At 49.3% G+C, this 20,893-nt stretch carries 23 protein-coding genes; all 23 read right to left on the bottom strand.

Annotated elements, in window-relative coordinates:
• Positions 1 to 2: 2 nt before the first annotated feature.
• Complete coding sequence (locus tag ACTG7X_RS09980; protein WP_439258324.1) at positions 3 to 584, bottom strand: YmfQ family protein; 582 nt, start codon at positions 582 to 584, stop codon at positions 3 to 5.
• Positions 585 to 593: 9 nt separating this feature from the next.
• Entirely contained in the window at positions 594 to 1,664 is a 1,071-nt protein-coding gene (locus ACTG7X_RS09975) for a baseplate J/gp47 family protein (RefSeq protein ID WP_439258308.1), read from the bottom strand.
• A gap of 14 nt (positions 1,665 to 1,678) precedes the next feature.
• Positions 1,679 to 2,029, bottom strand: a complete 351-nt coding sequence (locus ACTG7X_RS09970) for a phage GP46 family protein (protein ID WP_439258323.1) — start codon at positions 2,027 to 2,029, stop codon at positions 1,679 to 1,681.
• 107 nt (positions 2,030 to 2,136) lie between these two features.
• Entirely contained in the window at positions 2,137 to 2,775 is a 639-nt protein-coding gene (locus tag ACTG7X_RS09965; RefSeq protein WP_439240860.1) for a phage baseplate assembly protein V, read from the bottom strand.
• A gap of 25 nt (positions 2,776 to 2,800) precedes the next feature.
• On the bottom strand, positions 2,801 to 3,949 hold the full coding sequence (locus ACTG7X_RS09960) for a phage baseplate assembly protein (protein WP_439258307.1): 1,149 nt from the start codon (positions 3,947 to 3,949) through the stop codon (positions 2,801 to 2,803).
• Entirely contained in the window at positions 3,933 to 5,354 is a 1,422-nt protein-coding gene (locus tag ACTG7X_RS09955) for a DNA circularization protein (protein WP_439258306.1), read from the bottom strand. The genes ACTG7X_RS09960 and ACTG7X_RS09955 overlap by 17 nt, the downstream gene beginning before the upstream one ends.
• Before the next feature lie 2 nt (positions 5,355 to 5,356).
• Positions 5,357 to 7,894, bottom strand: coding sequence for a phage tail tape measure protein (locus tag ACTG7X_RS09950; RefSeq protein WP_439258305.1), 2,538 nt, complete (start codon positions 7,892 to 7,894; stop codon positions 5,357 to 5,359).
• A 77-nt stretch (positions 7,895 to 7,971) separates the two neighbouring features.
• Complete coding sequence (locus ACTG7X_RS09945; protein WP_439258304.1) at positions 7,972 to 8,166, bottom strand: hypothetical protein; 195 nt, start codon at positions 8,164 to 8,166, stop codon at positions 7,972 to 7,974.
• A 53-nt stretch (positions 8,167 to 8,219) separates the two neighbouring features.
• Complete coding sequence (locus ACTG7X_RS09940; RefSeq protein ID WP_439258303.1) at positions 8,220 to 8,576, bottom strand: hypothetical protein; 357 nt, start codon at positions 8,574 to 8,576, stop codon at positions 8,220 to 8,222.
• Positions 8,576 to 8,944, bottom strand: a complete 369-nt coding sequence (locus ACTG7X_RS09935; RefSeq protein ID WP_439240870.1) for a phage tail tube protein — start codon at positions 8,942 to 8,944, stop codon at positions 8,576 to 8,578. Before ACTG7X_RS09935 ends, ACTG7X_RS09940 begins: the two co-directional genes overlap by 1 nt.
• Before the next feature lie 9 nt (positions 8,945 to 8,953).
• A complete protein-coding gene (locus tag ACTG7X_RS09930) occupies positions 8,954 to 10,363 on the bottom strand; it encodes a phage tail sheath subtilisin-like domain-containing protein (protein ID WP_439258302.1) in 1,410 nt (469 codons plus the stop codon).
• Positions 10,363 to 10,560 (bottom strand): DUF2635 domain-containing protein, encoded by a 198-nt coding sequence (locus tag ACTG7X_RS09925; RefSeq protein ID WP_439258301.1) that lies wholly within the window; start codon positions 10,558 to 10,560, stop codon positions 10,363 to 10,365. Before ACTG7X_RS09925 ends, ACTG7X_RS09930 begins: the two co-directional genes overlap by 1 nt.
• Positions 10,561 to 10,570: 10 nt before the next feature.
• Entirely contained in the window at positions 10,571 to 11,260 is a 690-nt protein-coding gene (locus ACTG7X_RS09920) for a phage protein Gp37 (RefSeq protein ID WP_439258300.1), read from the bottom strand.
• On the bottom strand, positions 11,220 to 11,654 hold the full coding sequence (locus ACTG7X_RS09915; protein ID WP_439258299.1) for a gp436 family protein: 435 nt from the start codon (positions 11,652 to 11,654) through the stop codon (positions 11,220 to 11,222). Before ACTG7X_RS09915 ends, ACTG7X_RS09920 begins: the two co-directional genes overlap by 41 nt.
• An 8-nt stretch (positions 11,655 to 11,662) precedes the next feature.
• Entirely contained in the window at positions 11,663 to 11,935 is a 273-nt protein-coding gene (locus ACTG7X_RS09910) for a hypothetical protein (protein ID WP_439258298.1), read from the bottom strand.
• A gap of 75 nt (positions 11,936 to 12,010) precedes the next feature.
• Entirely contained in the window at positions 12,011 to 12,931 is a 921-nt protein-coding gene (locus tag ACTG7X_RS09905; protein ID WP_439258297.1) for a Mu-like prophage major head subunit gpT family protein, read from the bottom strand.
• Between the two features lie 17 nt (positions 12,932 to 12,948).
• The gene (locus tag ACTG7X_RS09900) at positions 12,949 to 14,067 is read right to left on the bottom strand and encodes a phage protease (protein WP_439258296.1); all 1,119 of its coding nucleotides are present in this window, start codon (positions 14,065 to 14,067) and stop codon (positions 12,949 to 12,951) included.
• A gap of 306 nt (positions 14,068 to 14,373) precedes the next feature.
• Positions 14,374 to 14,787: a phage virion morphogenesis protein gene (locus ACTG7X_RS09895; protein WP_439258295.1), complete on the bottom strand. Its 414-nt coding sequence runs from the start codon at positions 14,785 to 14,787 to the stop codon at positions 14,374 to 14,376.
• 698 nt (positions 14,788 to 15,485) lie between these two features.
• Entirely contained in the window at positions 15,486 to 16,778 is a 1,293-nt protein-coding gene (locus ACTG7X_RS09890; protein WP_439258294.1) for a phage minor head protein, read from the bottom strand.
• Entirely contained in the window at positions 16,771 to 18,396 is a 1,626-nt protein-coding gene (locus ACTG7X_RS09885) for a DUF935 domain-containing protein (protein ID WP_439258293.1), read from the bottom strand. The genes ACTG7X_RS09890 and ACTG7X_RS09885 overlap by 8 nt, the downstream gene beginning before the upstream one ends.
• Positions 18,397 to 18,407: 11 nt before the next feature.
• Positions 18,408 to 20,048, bottom strand: a complete 1,641-nt coding sequence (gene terL / locus ACTG7X_RS09880) for a phage terminase large subunit (RefSeq protein ID WP_439258292.1) — start codon at positions 20,046 to 20,048, stop codon at positions 18,408 to 18,410.
• A gap of 87 nt (positions 20,049 to 20,135) precedes the next feature.
• Complete coding sequence (locus ACTG7X_RS09875) at positions 20,136 to 20,633, bottom strand: DUF1804 family protein (RefSeq protein WP_439240896.1); 498 nt, start codon at positions 20,631 to 20,633, stop codon at positions 20,136 to 20,138.
• A gap of 3 nt (positions 20,634 to 20,636) precedes the next feature.
• Positions 20,637 to 20,888: a hypothetical protein gene (locus ACTG7X_RS09870; RefSeq protein WP_439240898.1), complete on the bottom strand. Its 252-nt coding sequence runs from the start codon at positions 20,886 to 20,888 to the stop codon at positions 20,637 to 20,639.
• Positions 20,889 to 20,893 lie beyond the last annotated feature (5 nt).

Below are 20,893 nucleotides of genomic sequence, written 5' to 3'. Positions count from 1 at the left end.
AATTAACTTGAATACGCAAAATAACAATAAGTATGTGCCGGTTTTAAATCCCGAAAAAATTCCTCAATAATCGCATCACCAAAGCTCACCAACGGCTCGCCCGCACAACTATTCCCCGCCCGAAAATACACAATATTGCTGTCCCCATTGCCCACCGTCACCCGCCACATAAAAATCAAATTTTCTTCTGGCTCTTGGCGAAATTGCACCAAGTCCCCAGTCTCAGGCAAATCATGCTGCAACGGTGAAAATTCCTTAATCACAATCTGATAGCCAATACTCTCTGCCAACTGGGTAAAATAGGGGATAGACAACCCACCCACCGCATTTAACTGCACAATCACCCGATTCACTCGCTCGCTATAACTCAGGCTTAAATCTGTCGCCAACCCACACACACGCTCCCAATCGACCAACAGCGAGCCACTTTCTTCAGGTGAAATCGCATTCAATACCGCAGTGGCTTTCTGCTGCAAACGGTCAAAGGCACGCCCATCCACCTCACATTGAATCAAAAACTGTTCACCACCCACATCATACGCCACGGGTGGATAAAGCCCCGCCAACACTTGTTTATGCTCAATACTCACCCATTACGCCCCCATTAACCGCACCTGCACATTCCCCAACCGAAACCATTCAATCTTATTCACCGTATCTGCTGTTTTGTTTGCCGTTGGGGTCAAAAATTTCCGATCGACAACGCCCACCAAATCGCTCACCACCGCCTCACATTGCGACACCACAAAATTATCCCCAGGATTCAAGCCATTAAAAAACGCCACTAACGCCGACTGAATAGAAGTCTGCGCCTCCGCCAAACTCACCCCCGACAACGCCACCTTAATCACAAAATTGATTTTCGTTACATTAGGTTTCACCACCAAACTTTCTTTCGCCGTCACCGGTCGCACCGTATCAATATAGGCTTGCACTCTTGCCACCGTTTCATCACTCGGCACATTATTATCACTGGTTATCGCAATATCCACCGTCCCCAACCCACGCCGTAACGGATACACATAAGCGGCATCCACCCCGTCCACATCCAAGGCCCAGTTTTTATAATCATACCGATTGCCTCCCGCCGCAGGACGGCGAATTTTCTCAAGTAAACGGGCTAACAAAGACGCATCCGTTTCCGGATCTGTCCCGCCCACCACATTCGTCAACAACAATTCCGACTGACAACCCGCAGGCGGTGACATAAACGTCGCTTTCACTGAGGAAAAAATATTACTCTCACTGCCCACCGCCAATGCTTGAACACTTGCATAAGCCACCCCCTGAGCATTCACCGTAGCCTGTTCCGTCACCACATAAAACCGATTATCCGCTGTCTTAATCTGCACGCCTGACGCAATCACCGCACCCGCTTGCCCCGTAATCGTGGCACTACCTACGCCACTAGCAAGCGTTGCCGATTTTCGCCGAATCCCACGCAATGCCGCATGTTTTTCCAAAAATGCCGTATCCGCCGTATCAGGGAAAAACTGTTTTACCAACCATTTTTGATGGGCATACACGCCCTCTGCCACCGCAGCCAACGCCGACGCACGGGCATAATGGTCACTGTCCACACTCACATCTGCCCGACTATCCAAACTCTGATAATCACGCAAAATCGTCGTGCGAATCACCTCAAAACTTGGCACATTAAACATGCTTTAAACCCCTTTTAAATCACTTTTACATTATGCTTAAACACAAACGCCTGACCGCTCAAATCCGTCACGGTAATATGCAATAACAACGCTCCCGCATGCCACTGATTCACCGTGACGCTAATCTCCGCTGCACGCCCATCCTCTAACAACGGTTGCAACGCCTCCTCAGCATACTGTTGCGCCAACAATCGCACCCGTTCTACATCTTTCTCACGAGCCAAGGTATGCAACAGCGACCCAAGCGAACTGTCCGCCCACCAAGAACCCAGTGGGGTAGTCAACCGCACATACACCGCATTTTGTAGCGTATTAATCTGCTCACCTGTATAATCCCCAGTGAGAGGGTGAATTTCTCTATCCATAATCGCCATTTTTCGTCTTTCTGCCCAAATAAAAGAGATGAGCCAATTCAGCACATCTCCTCCCTTTAAAATCCAAAAACTCGCTAAAAAAACACCGCACTTTCTCTTTATAACGGCGGACTTGTCGCAGCCCCATCACCCTGTTCTTTATGCGTATGCGCTAAAAACGACTTGCCACTCGCCGTCATATCCCCAGTGGTCGTAAAACTGCCCCCCGATTGTGCCACATTACCCGTAAAGCTCGCCCCCGAACCGCCTTGCACTGCCATCCCCCCATTGCCATTAATCTGACCCTGAGCCGTCAACACCCGATCCGTTTCTACTAACGGCGAATGAATATCCACTTTGCTCGAGGCGGTAATTTTCAACACATCACAATCAATCTCAATCAACCGCCCCTGTTTTAACACAATAGACGACCCGCTTTTGTCATACACCGCCACCTCGCCATCTTGCAAATTTTTCACCCGAAACGCCCCACATTCCGTGGCAATCACCACCCCGTGCGTGGTCGCCCCGCCAATCGGTAAAATCACCGCCTGCGTGCCTTGTGGAGGCACAGAGGTAAACCCAAACTGCTGCATCAATTCCACATCAGAAAGCGTTTCCCCCGCCAAGCCCGACACCTGCGTTTTCTGGATTTCATCCCCTGACAACATCAAATTCAACACCCCTCGAAATGCCTGACGCACCCCAGACTGCACCTGTTCCGCCACCGTTCTCACTTGCCGAATCATTTTTCGCATACGTTCTCCCTTATTTACCCGTTATTTATGCACCCAGTGAGGCCAACTCTAATTTTTTCTTGCCTTTTTTACCTTTCTTGCCTTTGCGTTTTCTCGCTTTTTCCGATTTCGCCACATAAGCATCAGGCGTCCACACCCCATCTTGCTTAAAGCGTAATTCCGTCTGCGACCCGCCCTGACGGGACAACATAAACCGCCGACCCATTAAAAAGAAAATCCCATCTAAGCCAAATTCCTCACAAATCACATGCACCCGTTGCCCTGGTACCCAAAGCACCCCCGACTGAGTTTTATGATCGGGTACCGTAATGGTCAACGTAAACCCCTCCAACTGACTGTCCGACAAATATTTCTTCGCCCATTTCTGCAACGCAGTCAAATCCTCCACATCTGGCACCACCACGGTTTTCGGCTTATACACCGCCACCTCAGGATCTCGATATACCCACTTCAAATCATTTTTATTGCTATCCCCCGAGCGCCCATGCCGTTGCGCCAAAAACGTCACCTCACTAAACTGCTGCGACACATCAAACATCAAACTCGCCTGTGAAAAATTATTCCGATCACCATTTTTACTGCAACACAAGGTCGCCACAGGGGGCGAGCTATAATCCGCCCCGCCCACAACCAACACACCCTCTGGCTCAAACCAACAATGCAAGCCCGCCGAATTGGCACAATGAATAATAGCGTCCCACGCACTCTCGCCCACCTCAATATCCACCTTGTCCAGTGTCGGATTACTCTCCGCTTTCAACTTCACTTGCGTAATCCCCAACGGCTCAACCAGTTTTTTCACCGCCGCCAACACCGTCAAGCCTTTCACATTCACCTGTGGCGCCGAGCAGTCCAACAGAATGCCCGCCCGATCACGCCCACTTAAACTTAACCGTCGCCCCTGTTTGCTGATCTCATGTTGCACGCTGTCTATAATCCCCGTCAACACCGTTTCCCCATTGATTTTCACCAACGCCGACTGCCCCGAATAATCCGCCACCACATTGTCATCCGACCCCTTGCCCAATTCAAAACTAAAAGCATCCGCAGGGATCAGAAAATCGCTATCAATATCATAGCTCGCCCAGTTTTTATGCTGTTTGCCGTCAATTTCAACCACAATTTCATTATTAAACGGATAACCGTTATCTTGCCCACTATCTTGCATAGCCATTTAACACCGTCCCTTTTTCCACCCAATTTGGATAGCGAATATGCGGATTTAACCGCAACAACTCGTCCGCCCGAGAATAATCCCCATACAAACTATGCGCCTGTTGCACCAACGCCCCCGACACCGGCGCCTCACGCACCATCAACGGCGGTTTCTGATTAATTGCACTCAACGCCAACGCCGTCATTTGATGAGCCACCTCACGCAACCCCTCTGCGGTGTGCTGCATGGCGGTATACACCCCCGATTCGCCCTGTTGCAGCGTTTGCTTGCTTTCTTCTTCCACCAACAACGCACGCACCCCATTTAACGCCCCCAACAACTGCCATCTCGCCTGCGTGCAAATATGCTCAATCTCTGTCGGCAACAGCGTTTCTGCCTCATCTTCAATCAACAACACCGCCGCTTTCGCCACCAATCCCGCACACAACAACCGCACCGTACAAGCCAATACCGCCATATTCTCCGTGGTAAAGCCTGCCTGACTGGTTTTCGCCTGCTCAGGGTTTGCCAACGCCGACATCACCTGATCCACCGTTGGCACACTTTCACGCCCCACCAACAAATCCTCTGGCAACGCCAACACCGCCTCCACCTGTCGCAACAGTTCATCAAAACGGCTTTTGGCGGAAAAAACAGCGCTATTTTCCACCGCACTTTCATGCGCTATGGCCTGTTCCTGTTGCACCTGATCCACTTCCGCAATCGCCATCAACCCCTCATTTAACACCTCGCTTAAGGTTTTCACCGTGGCCACCGCTTGCCCCCGAAAGCTCGCTGCGGCCACCGTTCCCGACCGCAACGGTGAGGTAGCTTTTTTACCAAACATCTCACACACCGCATCAAACAGCCCCAACAAAGTATCACGCATGCCAAGCAACCGATTTTTAATACTCAACACCGTCACCACCGTTTTCATCACCACATCGTAATAATCCAAAATCGTCTCGATCAGATTATCAATGGCCTCTAACGCCTGATTAATCAGCGACAATAACGCATTGTTAAACACAAAAATCGGTTGCGCAGGGGAGGCCTCCTCAAAGCGCAAATCTACCTGTACATAATCCACTAAATCCGCCTCATGGCGAAAATTGGACGACACACACAACATATTCGGCAACCGCCCTCGAATCGGGTGCATTAACACATCAGGCTTATTTTTCTCCAACGCTTTTAAAAACGCCTGAAAATCCGCATAATAACTTTCCCCAAAAAACACCGCCGACAAACTCACCGACAACGGATTTAACCCCATAGCCTCCAAATCTGCTCCATTCACAAACGGATAGCTATGTTCCACTACCGCACGCTCAAAGCTATCTTCCACCGCCAACACATCAAAGCTCACGCCGCCAAATTTCGCCTGACGCACCGACATTGTCCAACCACGCATTAAACTCATTCTTAACCCCCTCGCTTAAATTCCCGATACTGATATTCTGACGTTTTCTCTGCCACAGGACGGCCGTCCATTTCTAGCGTAATCTTGTTCTGAATCGTGGTTTCCTTGCCCATAAACAAACTTTCTATTTTCTGCCCCAATCCCGCAATATCCGCACTCAACCCCGAGCGTAACGCCTCCCAACCTTGCTGTTGTGATTGTTGCAACGGTGCAAAATCAATCGCCCCCACACTTTGCCCAGACAATAACGACGGCTTGCCGAGTTCTGCATTCGCCAACCCTGAATAGCCCCCAGTCTCCCCACGAGCAGAAACACCCAACTTGCCTTTTTTCTGACTATCCAACCACGCCCGAGCCTCGGTTTTTTCTTCATCACTCGCCCAAAAGTTATTCAACGTACTTCTGGCATCTTCGCTTTTTTTCTTATTGGCTTGTTTCTCTTTCGCCGCCAACGCCGCCAGAATAGGCGCTAACGCTGATTCATATTCCGCCTGTTGTTCAGCGTTTAACGTTGGGCGCCCTTGCTGTTGAAAATACGCCTCACGCTTAACCCGTTTCTGCTCAACTTCCGCCCGATTATTAGCATACAAGCTATCCGCTTGTGCCAACTCCGTCGGCGTCGCCGTGCCACTTGCCACTTTTTGTTGCAATGCCACGGTGTCATTTTCGCCCGCATTTAAATTACTGGAATAGCCCAACCCAATCGCCCCGACCAAAACGGGTGCAAGCAACCCCGCACCCACTGCACTAGCCGTCGTGCCTGCCGTTGCCGTCGTTGCTCCAGCAGTTGCTGTTGCGGTGCCAGCCGTCGCAGCGGTAGTAAACACTCGTCCCAATCCGCCACGTAACATGCCCCCGCCTAACCCACGACCGCCCCCTAGCAACGCCACTGCACCAGCAGCCGTCATAGCCGCTGCACCCAAGGCTTTAATGCCTGTGCCAGCGCCCGCAATCGCACTGGCAAGCTCAGGGTATTCCTTACCATAATCCGCCAACTGCTGACTCACATTACCCAACACATTATTAAACCCTTTCATGCTCGCCATTTGCGCAAAATCAGCGGTATTTTTTAAATCTTCCGTCTTATAATCATTGGTATCTTTAATCACCTGATGGGAGGTTTCCACCGCACCATCAGAATGTTCCACTTGCTCACGCACTTCCTCGCCTAACTGCACATTATTGCGGATCCCCAACAACGCCATTAACGCCTGACGATCCGAAATCACTTGCCCAATCGCCGTTCCCTCCACCAAGTTCGTCATCTGCTCCAATAAGGCTTTGCGTTCTTCCGTTTTGGCGGTTTTCAGCTTTTTCTGCAAGGTTTTATAATTTTTGTCATTGCCGATCACATCATCCATAATCGACATAAAGGCTTGCAAACTGTCTTGCCCTTTGGCTTTATAATTTTCCATAGACTGCATTAAGTTAATGCCGTCATATTTCTTGCCTTTTTTATCCGTATATTCAATTTTCTTAAAGCGTTCCGTGGTTTCCTTACTGGTAATTTTGGCTAATAAATTCACCAAATTATTGCCCGCCTCATCACTGCTCCCTGCGGTAACCCTTGCTTGCTGATTCGCCACTAACAAGGTTTGCAAGCCATCAATGCCACTCAATCCCGCACTTTTGGCGGCTGCCATTTGTTGCGGTAGCCAACGAGCCATATCTGCTAGCTCAAAATTCCCCGCTTGCCCCGCAGCCACCGCCATATCCAACACCTTGCCAATGTCATTCTCACCAATCCCAAACTGTTGCATAGACGAAATCGCAATCTTGGCTAAATCCTCCGAGCTTGCCCCCGTGGCAACCGCCCCTTTCTGCAAAGTCGGCAACAATGCCATTGCCGTATCGGCTTTCACCACACCCGAGGCCAACATGGTATCTAACGAACTCAAGGCATCTTCTTTGCTACCGCCGCCAACTTCCACCGCTTTTTTCACTGCCTCATGCAGTTCCTTTTTGCCCGCAATACGCTGAGGTACATCCCGCTCAGAAAAGGCGGTATTTGCCACCATGGCTAATTGCCGATCATAGTTCATCTCTTTTTTTACCGGCTCACGCAATACCATTGCGCCAGCCGTCACACCAGCCGCTAACCCTGCCACGCCCTGAAATACCGAGCCAACTCTCGCCCCCACAGACACACGCCCCATCTCCGCATTCAACGCTCTCACCTGTTGCTGTTGCGCCGCAAATGCCCGTCGTAATTCCCCCGCTGAGGCCGTGCCACTACGAGCCAACCGATTATAGGCCGCCTCCGTGCGCTGAATTTCACGCCGAATCTGATGCTCTGACCGCACGCCCAACTGCGACCGCACCGCACTTAATCGCCGTGCATAATTGGCGGCTTTCTCCGACAAGCCCCGTTGCACCTCGTCGGTTTTCTTCGCACTGTTTTGTTGTTCCTGTTGCCCCCGTTTTACCGCCTCCGTGGCTTGTTTCGCCCCTTTCTCAATTTCAGACGTGACCTTTTTCACCCCATCACTGGCCTGATCATCAAATCGCACCGATACCGTATAATCTAAATTATCTGCCATAAAAACCTCTTTAAACCTGATTTAAACCTCATTTAACCCCTATAAAAAAAGGGCATCACGCCCCTTTTTCTTAGGGTCTATTGACCCACATTGCTTGTTTTTTCCACCGTGTTTTTCCGCCGTTGAAACACATACTGCGTATGGTTTTCCTGCGCCGAGCGCCGATCCTGTGGAGAAATCCCCAATGCCGACAACCCACTGTCCACCCAAGCGCCAAGCTCTGCATGACACATGCTCGCCACTTGCGCATACCCAAAGCCAAATTTACTCAAAAAAAGCACCGCACTTCGCAGCCCCTTTTCCAGTTCAAACAGCGAAAGAGGCACTACGGGCTGATGGGTTTCTCGCTTAGGCGCTCCCCAGCGGCGATACGCTTTTTTCGCAAATCCGCCAAACATTGCCCCACCAGTTCATAATCCGTTGGGGTGAGATGGTTTAACAGAAATTCCGCCGAAAGCTGTTCAGATGGCAAGCCCACAATGTTCAACTGTTGCGACAAATACACCATCTCAATTAACAGCATTTGCTCTGCCGACAACGTATTCTCTGGCAAACCCACCAAGCCCAACTCGTCCAACATCGCCACCGCCCGACATTCGCCAACGAGCGTGAGCAGGTTCACTTCAAAATCAAAGTAAACCGCCCCGTCCACCTCTAGCCCAAGCAACAAGCGACCGTTCATTATTCAGCCACCTTATCGCACGCCACCATTTGAATATCACGCAATTCTTCGTTATCCACGGTGTAACTGGTGCCGACTTCCGTCACAAAACAGTTTAAGTAAGAAATACGCTCTCCGTTTTGTTCTTCCACCGTCACACGGGCATCATCCACATCATCCCACAGAGGCTCTGAGCCATCTAATGGCACTGCTACCGTCATAGACAAACTAAACTCCGCAATGCCTTTCGCATAGCCTTTCACACGCCCTTTACGGTTAATGGTTTTTACCGCTTTTCGCCCTGTGATGACTTTTACATCCAGCTTAGTCAGTTCAATTTCCTGACCGTCAACGTCCACCACGCCCAAACTTGCATATTTCAACGCCATAATCTACTCCTATAAAATCAAATCAATACGATTCGCCACCACATGCAAGCCGTTCACCACATCCGCAGGGATCACCACATCTAAACGGTTCACATCCTGCCCATTGCGTTCTGCCACCAACTTGCCTTTGTTCGCTGCCACATTTTCCAAGATTTCCAAATCTTCCATCCGCAACAACACATCCAACACTTCCGACTTCACTTTGGCTGGCGTACGTGCTGACAATTTCGCCCGAGGGAAACGCAACTCAATACGCTGTTCCACCGCTTTACGCACATAATCTAGCGTGCGAATCGTAGTTAAATCCAACAACGACGGATCGTCCGTATTGGTCGCCGATTTGGTATATGTACTAATCGCACGCAAAATCTGCACCTTGTGATTGACGATTTTTAACGGCGTTAAACCATGAAATAACGCTTGATTCGCCTCCGTAAATAACGGAATCTGCGTCGCATCCACTTCCGCCAAGCCTTTCACTTGCAAGGTATTTAACGGACGAGCTGGATCTTCTTCTCCCGCAATCACCGCTCCATAGCCTGCGGCAATCAACGCCACCGAATCCGTCGAGCCTTTATACCAACCACAAGTCAAACGAGCATCATTTAACTGTTGCGTAAAGGTGGTACCACTGGCCATACTGCCAGACCAACCCAATACACCGATACCGGGCTTTTTCTCCGTTGGGCTAGATACCGCTGCTAAATGCTCGCCCAAGGCTTTGGCATTTTTCACATCTGCAAACGGCGAAATAATCACATGATATTGTTCCCCCGCCACGCTAGTTAACGCAGGGGTTAATTCCGCATTTTCTTGCCCGCCATTAAACGCCGTGGCGGACAAGCTCAAGCCCGTCACCGTATTTTGGGTACCGATTGAAATCTCATTACCGATCTCGCCTTTGCATTTTGCGGTGAAACTTAACGTTCCCTCATTGACTGCTGCCGTTACCACCGCATCAGGTGTGGCATTAATCAACGCCGCCAAACGAGTCGCACATTGTGCGGCAGTTTCCCCTGTGGTCACGCTAATTTTAAAATCCTGATTGGCAACAGATACCGTCACCACCCCTTGTCCGCCAGCGGTACCCGCTAAACTCACCGAGCCTGTCGCTGCCACCCCCGCAGGGTGATCCGCCAAACCCACAATGGATAAACGAATCAACGCATTATTTTTAATCGCCACACGGGCCATCAAATGCGCCCATGAGCCATACCCAAAGGCCTCCGCTGCCTCCACATCCGAATATACACGCACCGGCGCCGTAAAACCGTTTTCTGTCGTTTTCGTCATCGGGGCAAGAATTAACACTTCCTGCTCATTGGTGGGAAGTGTACTCACCGCCCCTTTGGTATTGTATTCCGTATATACGCCTGGATGGCGAGTACTGGTTGGAATATGTTCAAATTCAACTGCCATTAGTCTGCTCCTTTCTCTGTTTTCACTTTGCCACTGGTTTTAGTTTTTGCCACGTTTTCCACAATCACTAAATCCCCTTGCTGTACCAAACGGCGATAATACAAGCTATCTGCCACGCTCACCGCCTCTTGCTCAATCACCTGAGCGGGGTTATTTTCAAACGGCACTTTCACGCCATCTTTCGCTTTTACTAACATAAAAAACTCCTTACTTTTTAACCGCACTTTCTGCTGATGGCGTCTGCGTTTCCACATCAAACGGCACTGTTGCCCCCGTGGTCGGATCAAAAATCTTGCCCGTCACCTGTTCAAGCCAACCATACTCAGGCGATAATTCCCCCGAATAGGCATTAAACACATAATCAGCACTGCTTTCATCTTGCGTCACCTCAGGGAATCGCCCATCTTCCAACGGCGCCAAGTCATCAAACACCGCCTCATATTCGAGGCTGTACGCCGTCAACGTCTTGGCTTGCACCTGCGCATGATTAAACAGCGTTTCAATCCGCACCGGTCGCAATGGCTGACATAACCCGCCCAACGTCTGCCCATCTAACAAACGGCGCACCGCTGAAATCAAGGTATTTGCCCCAATCTCCCGACTATCCACGCCCCCTTGCCGACCGGCTAAATTACTGCGTAACGATTGGGTCACCACCAACACCGCAAAACTCGCCTCGCTTTGATACCGACCCGCCCGAATATTTTTGCAATGAATACGAGAACCGCCATAAGTCACCATCACCAACGGCAAGCGACTGGTGCCAAGGCTCTTATCGTCCAACTCACCGCCATAGCTTTTCACCGTCGCAGCAAGTCGTCCCAAGCCCCTTGTCAGCCGTTCAACTAACCCATTCTCAATTTTCGTAATCACGTCCAAACACCCGATTATTGCCATTAAAAAACTGCACCGCATTTTCCGCCGTTGAATTATCCAAGTCGTCCGCAGGCACTAAACCTAACGAAATTTTACCGCTCGCCAACTGTTCCAACTCTTTCAAGCTCAACTTATAGCGCGCAATAATTTCCTCGGTAATTTCCACATCTGACATACTGCACAACCGAAAGCGGGCTAAATCACAGCAAATTCGCACCAGATTCTGCGGAATCTCTGCCAATGGCAAACCATAACGAGCCGTCAAATAGCCGTCCATTTGCGAACTGCTATCCGCCAACGCCAATTCCAACAACAGGGTATTGATCTCCCCCTTGCCCTCACGGTCGGTCAACTGCAAACTCTGCAATTCGCCTACCCGCAAAATAAAATCCGCTGCGCTCGCATAACTTGCCATCACATCACCTAACCTTGAGAGATAAATTCCACTTGCAACCAATCATCATGGAGAAGCGCTTCAAGTTGTGCATGGCTTAATTCATCTATGCTAATCTCCACCCATTTGTCCTTGCCAAAACGCATACCCGCACGCCCATAGCTATCCAGTGGATGATTCTCACGCAATCGCACCATCACCCCGCTAGGTTGAACAAATTGCGTTGCCTCATTATCTGGCTGTACCGCCTCTTGTGCGTTATCCAACACATCCACCCCTTGTTCCGTTTTCTTCTTCGCCATATTCTTCACTCCAAAAGACATATTGCCCTAACCAATCCCCTCTCCCTTTGGGAGAGGGTTAGGGTGAGGGTATACTTACTCAACCACCTGACTAGACACCACCACTTTTAACACCCCTTTCAGAATATTAGACGAGCCATTAATCAACTCTGCCTCACAAATCTGACGAGCCTTAAACTCTAAACTCGGTGGCACTAACAACACATTCGGACGCAGATTTAACAGCTTACCGCCGTCACCTTTTAAGGCTTTCATCTTCGCCAGTGCCGCCATAATATTTTCCGCATTCAGCGTGGTATCTTCCACACGGTGCGCTAACTGCCAAAAACCAAAGCCCGCCGCACCACGGGAGCGCACCCCCCACAGGTACACATCTTCCATAAACACTTTCTCCGATTGACTCGGATCAAACTTGGTTTCAATTTCAGGCGCCGTGCGTTCTTGCCAAATTAACGGCTTAATCGCATTGCTAGTATCAAGCAAATAAAATGCCGGTTCACCCGCATTACTGCCTTTGCTAATATTGCTTTGCTGAGATGCAGACCCCGTACCGTCCACTTTCTCGTAAACAGGGTGATCGGTGTCAAAAAACGCCTGACCGTCATAGCACAGCTCGGTTTTGCCTTTTTTCAGCAAACCAAACACCAAATCGTCCGGCAATTCCGCCGCACTTTGTGCCGCTTGTTGCACCATCGGACGGAACAAGCCCACTTGGTCGTCCTCAATATCCGTGCGAGGGATAGACACCGTGGTTTCATAGGTTTTATTCTCAATGCTCATGCCTTGCGCTTGCATGGCTTGAATTTGACGTTCACCCACCCATTCACGCATTTTCGGGAATTGACCCAAAAAGCCATAAGTATTGGTTTTGGTGTTAGAGGCAATTTTCATTGCCACCTCGCCCCATTGTGGTTTAGTCAACGCTAACCCCGCCACAAAGTCCTTTTTAAATTGACTGTCTAAAATGCTTAATACCGCAGATTTATTAAAACTCATGTTCATTCTCCTAATAATTACTGTTTATGTTGTTGGATAAATTCCGCTGCCGACATACCCAACATCTTCGCTGCCGCCACTTCTTCCGCTGATAACGCCACCTGATTAACATTCGGATCAGTTTTCGCTTGCACCTCACCACTTAACGCTGCAATCGCAGGGGCTTTATCTAAATAGGCCGATAAATCCGCCACCGACAAACTGTTCGCCCAGTCTGTCAACGCAGGGGCCAACTTGCCCTGACTTAACGCTGCTTGAATTAACTGCGCTTTCTTCTCGCCCTCACGCTCTGCTTTCAACGCATTTAAATCCGCTTGCAAGGCGACAACCTGATCTACTGGCACAAATTTAGCCGGATCCACCTTACCCATTTCTGCCGTCAGACTGGCGACTTTCTGCTCCTTAGCCTGTAACGCCGCATAAACTTGCGATAATGCCACCGCACTTTCGCCCTTACTTTCCGCCAGCGCTAACACTTCCGCTTTAATTTCCGCCTCAGTGGCACCCTCACGCCCAAATAACGCACATAACGCCGTTAATAGTTCTTTATCCATTGGTTTCATTTCCTTTGTTGTTGATAAATCAAATGCTGAACTGGCCATCACAATAGCCTCGTCCATCCCATCTAAAGCAGGGAAGTTGGTTAATGCCGCATGAAAAATCTTGCGCACGAAACCGTCCGTATCATAAGCAAACACCGCCGAAATATAGCGATATTCCCCCAACCGAATATACTCCGCTGCCTTATCCGTCCACCGCACATCGGCAAAAATGCCCTGAGGGGTAAAATACAAATATTCCATCCACCCCGCACTCGGTGCCTCTTTGCCATTGGTTTTGCTATGCAAAATCTGATGTTCATAATCAATCGGCAAGGGGTTTTGCTGACCGTTCGCCAAATCCACCACATCTTGCCCGTTGCTATCCGCCACAATCCACGCTTTCACATCCGTCGGGCGACCATCTACCGCCCGAAACTCGCCATAGGGCAACAACTGAATCCGCCCATGTTGCCCTTGTTGCAACTCAAACCCAGCCACCGCCAGTTTTAACTTTTCCACGCAATCCATCTCCTCACAATGACGCCCATACTCACAGCATACCCCCGCCCCAAACGCCCAAAGAGATGACCGCATTCAGCAGATAACCAATACCCAAAAAACAAAACGAAATGAAAAGATGAAATGGAAAACCAGAAATGCAATGCGAAATAAAAAAATATCCCCAGAGGGGCATAACTATTCCTAACCTAGGGTGCAAACCCTAGCCCCCCAAAAAAATCCCCTCTCCCTCTGGGAGAGGGCTAGGGTGAGGGTAGAGAACACAACCCGTTTTAAAACCCTTTTAAAACCATTTTAAATTTTTTTAAAAACTTTTATCTAACCAACCCTACGTCTTACCCCTAAAAAACCCACAGCGAGCGATTGACGCATGATTTCAAATTATTGCAATAACCCCTGTAAATAGCGTTGAATATCCGTCACCAAATCCCCCTCATCTTCCGCAGTCAAGCGTAAAAACGGACGAGCAGGAATAGTCACCTGACGATTGCGCCCCGCCTTACCCCCGAATTGGTGAATGCCTGCATAAGGCTCATTTGTCCCTGCCTGCGCCACATCATTATCATACACCGACTGAATGCTATTTTTTAAATGTCCCGTATTCACCAACGGCACCCCATGACGATACTTCAACCCCTGCCACTTAGGACGCCCACCCTGAGCAAAGTTTTTATCTACTGCCGTTTTCAACGTCCCAGACAACGCTTTCATCAACCGCTGACGTCGCACAACCCCCCGTTGCAACTTCCGCAACTGCTCAACCAAAACCTGATCATCAATCTCAACCTGAATCATATTCCCTCCAAAAAAACCTAACCAATCCCCTCTCCCTTTGGGAGAGGGCTAGGGTGAGGGTAACCCTTGACACCCCACCCACAACCATTTATATTATCCACAGCAACTAGAAAAGCGGTGAATTCTGCCCACCGCTGCCTACTTGAGATGAGTTTACTCTGCTCAGGTGACTGAGAGCGTGTGGGGCGTGGCAGTACCCCCTAGTTGCTATAAGCCACTAGAAAAGCGATGAATCTCGATATCGCGAGCGTAGGATTGAAATAGTATCTGGACTGTGTGCAGTGGGTTCGAGCCCTGCCTAGTGGCTTATCCTACATATACATTGACACATCTTCCTCAACCGCTTATATTATCCCCATACCGTCTGCCGCAGTGAACCTCGGCAACTGCTAACGAAAGTCGTAGGACTGGGATTGAGTGTGTGGGGGTGTCCGAGTCCCACCAGACGGTATTAAGCCACTAGAAAAGCGATGAATCTCCCAGATCGCGGGCGTAGGATTGAAATAGTATCTGGACTGTGTGTAGGTGTGGGGAGCCCTACCTAGTGGCTTATCCTACATATCCCTTGACATCCCACCCACAACCGCTTATATTATCCACAGCAACTAGAAAAGCGGTGAATTCTGCCGACCGCGGCCTACTTGGGATGACCAGTTCTGCTCAGGTGTACGAGTGCGTGTGGGGCGTGGCAGTACCCCCTAGTTGCTACCAAATAATTTTCTCCATTTTTTACTTTCCACGATTCGGAACGACTGTAAAAAAATCTCATTATTTAAATTCTTAATGACCGCAACATACCGATTCCCATTAATCTCTTTCAAAAATTCAAAATGATTTTCTCTATTTCCTTTTACCACCTTATCAGGCGAATAAATCACATCAGGCAACACCCCATATTCATCAAACCCAAACTCTTGTCCCAACCGACTATTCAACTGTTTAACCAAGGTATCATCCGAAATCCAAACCGTTGCCGTATCACTTTTCAACTGCTTTTTAATCGCTTGACTAAACACCCCCGCAGCGAATTTATATTCTTTTCGTAACTGATTTCTAACGGTGATCATCTGATCTTCATTCAGTTTCCCCGATAAATTTAAACGCTGTTTAATCTGCTCCATGTCCTTTTCAAGGCGAGCCACTTCAAACCGAAACTCACCCCCACTCATTTCCCTTTTCGCAAACGCATGCGCCAAAGTTTCAGGGTAATTATCCAAATTCGGACGATAGCTCATTTTCCCCACATTATAATCAAAGCCCCGATCCGTCACTGCCAACCGCCCATCAGGCAACTTAAATGCCGTGGTTTTCTCCGTACCTTGTTTTAACGGACGCTCATGTTCAACCAGATTGTCCTCACCATCCGACACAAACAACTTATCCCGCTCAATATCCCGATCCGCCAAGGCAATCACCGTACAACGGCAATTAAACCCATTTGGCGGATAAAACACCGACCAAAACGGATCATCAAAGCGATAAATCAACCCATCCATAGCCCCATGACTCGGGCGAGTGCGGTCATCATTCACCGCACTGTATTGCCAATAAGGGCGCTCGTCCGCATTATCCCGCAACGCCTGATAATTTTGTGCGGCAAAGGCCTGTTGCATATTGGTCCGAAAAATCGTTTCCAACCGCCGAGGCGTGCCAAACAGCTCGCCCGTTTTCGGGTCGGCTAAAATCGTGCCATCAATGCCCCGACTGATTTTTTTATCATGCCCCGCTACCCAGCCTTTTTTCGCAAAATGGGCGACTAAATCCCTTTTCCACTGCCCAAACGCAATGCCTTTCGCCTGTGCCTCTGCCAGCGATTGATAAATATCTTTGGTCATCTCAAGGCTAGATAAATTGGCAATACTGATGGCTCTTGCCGTGGCACTATCAATCATGCTCGCTTGATTAAGTTTCCCTGCGGCCACTTTCTTGTTTTGTAAAAATTCAATCGCCTTTTTCGGCTCAAGCCCTAACAAAAACCCCACATCAGCCACGACCGCCCCCTAACAAATCCGCCACCAATAAGCCATTACGTAAATACCGCTGATGTTCAGCCGAGGTCAAATCAGGGTAAATCTCCGCCAACTTATCGCTCGCCTCGGCATAGCTTTCACAACGCATCAACGCCGACACCGCCACTTGCACCAGAGGATCTAACTGTGCATTAAAATCCACCGACCCTAACGCCTCATCAATCGCCCCATCTAACCGTCCTTGCGGGGAAGTTGGGTCAATCGTTGCCCCCAACGCCACCGCCTGACAACCACAAGGGCAACCCGCCCCATGTGAGAACGCAGAAAGTGCGGTATTTTTTAATGCGGTTTCATTCCCCATTTGAACGCCAGTTAAAACCCGTTTTAAAACCGGTTCATCTTCTTTCGGTTCAGGAATGCCCAGTTTATCTTTCGCCCAGTGTTCAGGAATTTGCATGCCCACATCTACCAACTTCGGCAACGCCTCCGCAAAGGTTGCTAAATCCTCCGTCTCTTGCGTATCAAAGGCAAAATACGGTAAACGGCTCACATCCATATTCGGATCCACATTCACCTGCAAATACGGCAAAATCACCTGTTGCGTAATGGTTTGCTCAATCTGTCTGGCATCTGACAACAACAAATCACGTCGCACTTCATTATGCACCGTTCCCAACGCATTGGTCGAACTCTTGCCGTCTGCGCCACTGGTTAAGGTCTGCCCCAAAATCAACCGTGCAATGGATTTTTCGCACCAATCAATCATCTGCAAAAACGGATTATTCCCGCTACTGGTGCCACTGGCGGCATTATGCAATTCCACCGCCATACTTTCTGGCATAATCCCCGCAGCGTTATGCCCAATTTGTGCCAACGCACGTAAAAGCGTTTTCTTCTCGCCCTCGGTTGCACCGGCACCATATTTACCAATCCGAATCGGCATGCCGTAAAGTTCCAAAAACTCCGCAAAATCATGCACCGCATAATGCTTAAACATATACAGCCATGCCAGCGTACGATATAACCCATTACGTGCCAGTTGCACAGAACGGTTTTTATGTACATGCACCACCCACCCAAACGGGCGCAACGGTTCGCCCATGGTGTTAGCCGGAGTTTTTAATAACAAATTATCGTCTTTATCTAACCGAAACCACGACTGCGGACGCGCCAAAAAGCGTAACGGCAACTGCTGACCATCCACCAACTGCCATTCAATCTCCATAGCTGAAAAGCCATGCCCCACCGCATCCATACAGTCCATTAAAAAATCGTCTAAATAACCCATCCGCTCAAAGAGTGCCTGTACCGATTCGGTCAATTTTTCTTCCTGCGGGGTCGCCTTTTCAGGGGCAAAAATCCCCCAATCTAGCGTCAAAATGGCACGCTTTCTTGTCCCCATATTGGCGGCAATATCGCCGTCCCGCTCTTCAATATCCGCAAACAGCTCATGTTGAGCGGTAATATCCCCCGCCTCGGCATCTTCCAACAAGCCTTTCAACTTGGCAGGGGTAATTTTAAAACTCGGATGATCCGCAATCACCCGACCACTTGCCGTCACTTCTGCCTCGTCGGTCTGCGTTGGATTAACCCATTTTTTCACCGCACTTTTTACTTTTAACCAAAATTTATCCGCCATTTACGCCCCCGTTAAATATCCCAAAAACCCGAATAATCTTCATCATTCATGGCCTCACCAAACGCCAAATTATCATTTAATGCCGTCCACTCAATCACCGCTGAATTGCTTAACGCATTTTTCCACAACATCTCCAACGCATCAGGGCCGTCATCATGATCCCCTTTCGGAAAATGCCGTAACTGCGCAATCAAAGCCGACTGCGAGCTATGCAATAAAATCAACCCATTCGCAATATGCGGTTGCAAGCTCTCAATCCGCAACATCTTATCGCTGCTTGGCTTAATCCCCACCGCCGGCACCGGCACACCACGCAACGCCGAACGCTTAACCAGTTCATCTTTCAAAAATTCCTGAAACTGCACCGTTTCCACAAACCAACGTTGACAACCGTATTGCTGATGCAACCGAATCACATCTTCAATAATCAAATCCGGCAGCCGTTTTTTCACTTGCGCCTCCACCACAAACAACTTGCCTGTGGCTCGCTGATAACCGCCCACTAAAATCGCCGACGGGTCACGGCTTGCCCCCGCCTTGCCTAAAGAGGGGTCAACCGCCCCGAAATAAACCAAATCATCAGGTAGGGTGGTCCAATACTGAATACTCTGCGAAAAAATGGCCTCTTCACCGCTTACAGGGTCATTTTGATATTCCGAATCAAACACGGCATGCCCATCTCTGGCCCGAATTTTCATTAATGCCAACAACGGACGAGCAGCCCAAGACACCACCGCCCCCTTGTCCATTTCCGCCTTGTGCGAGGCATAAAAGGCATCTGCCACCGCCTCGCCCTCATTCAGATAAAAACTTTCCCATTTATCCCACAACGCCATATCATCCGGCATTTTCCGCAATGCCTGAAAGCGTGCCGTCTGCCACGCCTTACTTGCAAGCGTTCGGCTCAACACACTGTCATAATGTAAAATCGTCCCGATATACACAATATCTAACTTGCCATCCGCTGCCCCTAACGGCAACACGGTTTTCTTCAGCCAACCATGCAATTTATCCCGCTGTTCAGGCGAGCGCACTTGCTCGTCATTTTCAATATCATCCAACACCACCAAATCTGGACGAAACGCCCCATGTCGTAAGCCACGCAATTTTTTGCCGGACCCTGCCACCTGTACTTTCTGATTCGCCGTGGTGATAATCGTCCCCGATTGCCACACTCGCCCCACGCCCGTCACTTCAGGAAAATCAATACACAACCGCTGATTAAACTGCAACTCCACCTTAATGGCCTCTAACATCGGGTAAGCCTGATCGATACTGTCCATCACAATCAACACATAGCGTTTTTGCTGCGTCACCAAACAATACAAACTAAACAACTGCGACACCAAGGTAGATTTTGCCTCACCACGAGGGGCAGCAATCGCCAAATGGGCAGAACTCGCTTTTTGCAACGCTTTTGGCAACTGCTCAAACAAATAATGATGCAAATCCGACCGGCTTTCACTTCGCACATAATGCGGAAAATAATGGCTCACAAAAAAATCATAGCCCGACACGGGGTCAAACACTTTCTCACGCCGTGCCAACACCGCAGTCGGGCTATCGTCCCACCCACTAAAACAAGCCTCCACCTTTTGCCGTAAACTCTCCGCATAGGCTTGCAACTCTTTCAAAAATTCTTTACTTTTCATCTGCCATTTCTCTTATTAATCCCTTTCTACAAAAATCCCCTCTCCCTCTGGGAGAGGGCTAGGGTGAGGGTAGATCTAGGGTGAGGGTTATTTAAACTCGCTATCCAACGTTTCCCCAAACGCCCCCAACAAATCCAAAAATTCCGCCAACAACTGCGGTTTATGCTGTTGAATAAATTTGCCCAACAATTCCACCGTTTTAAGTGCCGTCGCCAACGCTGACACCTCGGGCATAATCCGCTTGCTCGCTGCCGTCATCTTAGTAAAACTGTCCGCCATCTTCGCCAACACTTCCGCTTTCTCAAGCGGGTCTAAATCGGCCTCATTCAGGCTTGCCATGGCTTGTCGATATTCCAGAATAAACCCCGTCAACAAAGAACGGGACACATTCTCCAATTCACCGCCCGCCATCACATGCGCATCACGCACCTTGTCCCAGTCATCCCCCTTGCTTAACGCCTGCTTTTTCCAACGGCGTGCCGTATTAAACGACACCTCCGCTTTCTCCGCTGCCAGTTCAAGGCTCAACCGTTCAAACACATAAAAACGCCGCACAAATGCCTTGGTCTTCTCATCAAATGCCATTGCCTAGCCCCCGAGTTTTAAGCGAATCAACTCAAACCCCACCGCCACCAAACCACCGCCCAAACCGCCAGCCACCAAAGACTGATAGCGATTGCGACGAGCGAGGCTCTTTAAATCTTCCTGCAATCCCCGAATCTGCCGTTGCAAATCCGCAATTTCCTGATTTTGTTGGTCGACTTTATCATTAATGATTTCCGTCATCTGCAAAATCAAATCCAGCTTTTCTTCCGCTGATTTTCGCTGTTGTTTCTTCATGTTCA

The organism is Lonepinella sp. BR2271 (assembly GCF_051851515.1).
Classification (GTDB): domain Bacteria; phylum Pseudomonadota; class Gammaproteobacteria; order Enterobacterales; family Pasteurellaceae; genus Lonepinella.
This window is presented reverse-complemented; position numbering and strand designations above follow the sequence as displayed.

Coding starts and splice junctions, on each gene's coding strand:
- ACTG7X_RS09975 (WP_439258308.1), bottom strand. CDS start 1,664: ATGTTTAATGTGCCAAGTTTTGAGGTGATTCGCACGACGATTTTGCGT.
- ACTG7X_RS09970 (WP_439258323.1), bottom strand. CDS start 2,029: ATGGATAGAGAAATTCACCCTCTCACTGGGGATTATACAGGTGAGCAG.
- ACTG7X_RS09965 (WP_439240860.1), bottom strand. CDS start 2,775: ATGCGAAAAATGATTCGGCAAGTGAGAACGGTGGCGGAACAGGTGCAG.
- ACTG7X_RS09960 (WP_439258307.1), bottom strand. CDS start 3,949: ATGGCTATGCAAGATAGTGGGCAAGATAACGGTTATCCGTTTAATAAT.
- ACTG7X_RS09955 (WP_439258306.1), bottom strand. CDS start 5,354: ATGAGTTTAATGCGTGGTTGGACAATGTCGGTGCGTCAGGCGAAATTT.
- ACTG7X_RS09950 (WP_439258305.1), bottom strand. CDS start 7,894: ATGGCAGATAATTTAGATTATACGGTATCGGTGCGATTTGATGATCAG.
- ACTG7X_RS09940 (WP_439258303.1), bottom strand. CDS start 8,576: ATGAACGGTCGCTTGTTGCTTGGGCTAGAGGTGGACGGGGCGGTTTAC.
- ACTG7X_RS09935 (WP_439240870.1), bottom strand. CDS start 8,944: ATGGCGTTGAAATATGCAAGTTTGGGCGTGGTGGACGTTGACGGTCAG.
- ACTG7X_RS09930 (WP_439258302.1), bottom strand. CDS start 10,363: ATGGCAGTTGAATTTGAACATATTCCAACCAGTACTCGCCATCCAGGC.
- ACTG7X_RS09925 (WP_439258301.1), bottom strand. CDS start 10,560: ATGTTAGTAAAAGCGAAAGATGGCGTGAAAGTGCCGTTTGAAAATAAC.
- ACTG7X_RS09920 (WP_439258300.1), bottom strand. CDS start 11,260: ATGGCAATAATCGGGTGTTTGGACGTGATTACGAAAATTGAGAATGGG.
- ACTG7X_RS09915 (WP_439258299.1), bottom strand. CDS start 11,654: ATGGCAAGTTATGCGAGCGCAGCGGATTTTATTTTGCGGGTAGGCGAA.
- ACTG7X_RS09910 (WP_439258298.1), bottom strand. CDS start 11,935: ATGGCGAAGAAGAAAACGGAACAAGGGGTGGATGTGTTGGATAACGCA.
- ACTG7X_RS09905 (WP_439258297.1), bottom strand. CDS start 12,931: ATGAGTTTTAATAAATCTGCGGTATTAAGCATTTTAGACAGTCAATTT.
- ACTG7X_RS09900 (WP_439258296.1), bottom strand. CDS start 14,067: ATGCGGTCATCTCTTTGGGCGTTTGGGGCGGGGGTATGCTGTGAGTAT.
- ACTG7X_RS09895 (WP_439258295.1), bottom strand. CDS start 14,787: ATGATTCAGGTTGAGATTGATGATCAGGTTTTGGTTGAGCAGTTGCGG.
- ACTG7X_RS09885 (WP_439258293.1), bottom strand. CDS start 18,396: ATGGCGGATAAATTTTGGTTAAAAGTAAAAAGTGCGGTGAAAAAATGG.
- terL (WP_439258292.1), bottom strand. CDS start 20,048: ATGAAAAGTAAAGAATTTTTGAAAGAGTTGCAAGCCTATGCGGAGAGT.
- ACTG7X_RS09875 (WP_439240896.1), bottom strand. CDS start 20,633: ATGGCATTTGATGAGAAGACCAAGGCATTTGTGCGGCGTTTTTATGTG.
- ACTG7X_RS09870 (WP_439240898.1), bottom strand. CDS start 20,888: ATGAAGAAACAACAGCGAAAATCAGCGGAAGAAAAGCTGGATTTGATT.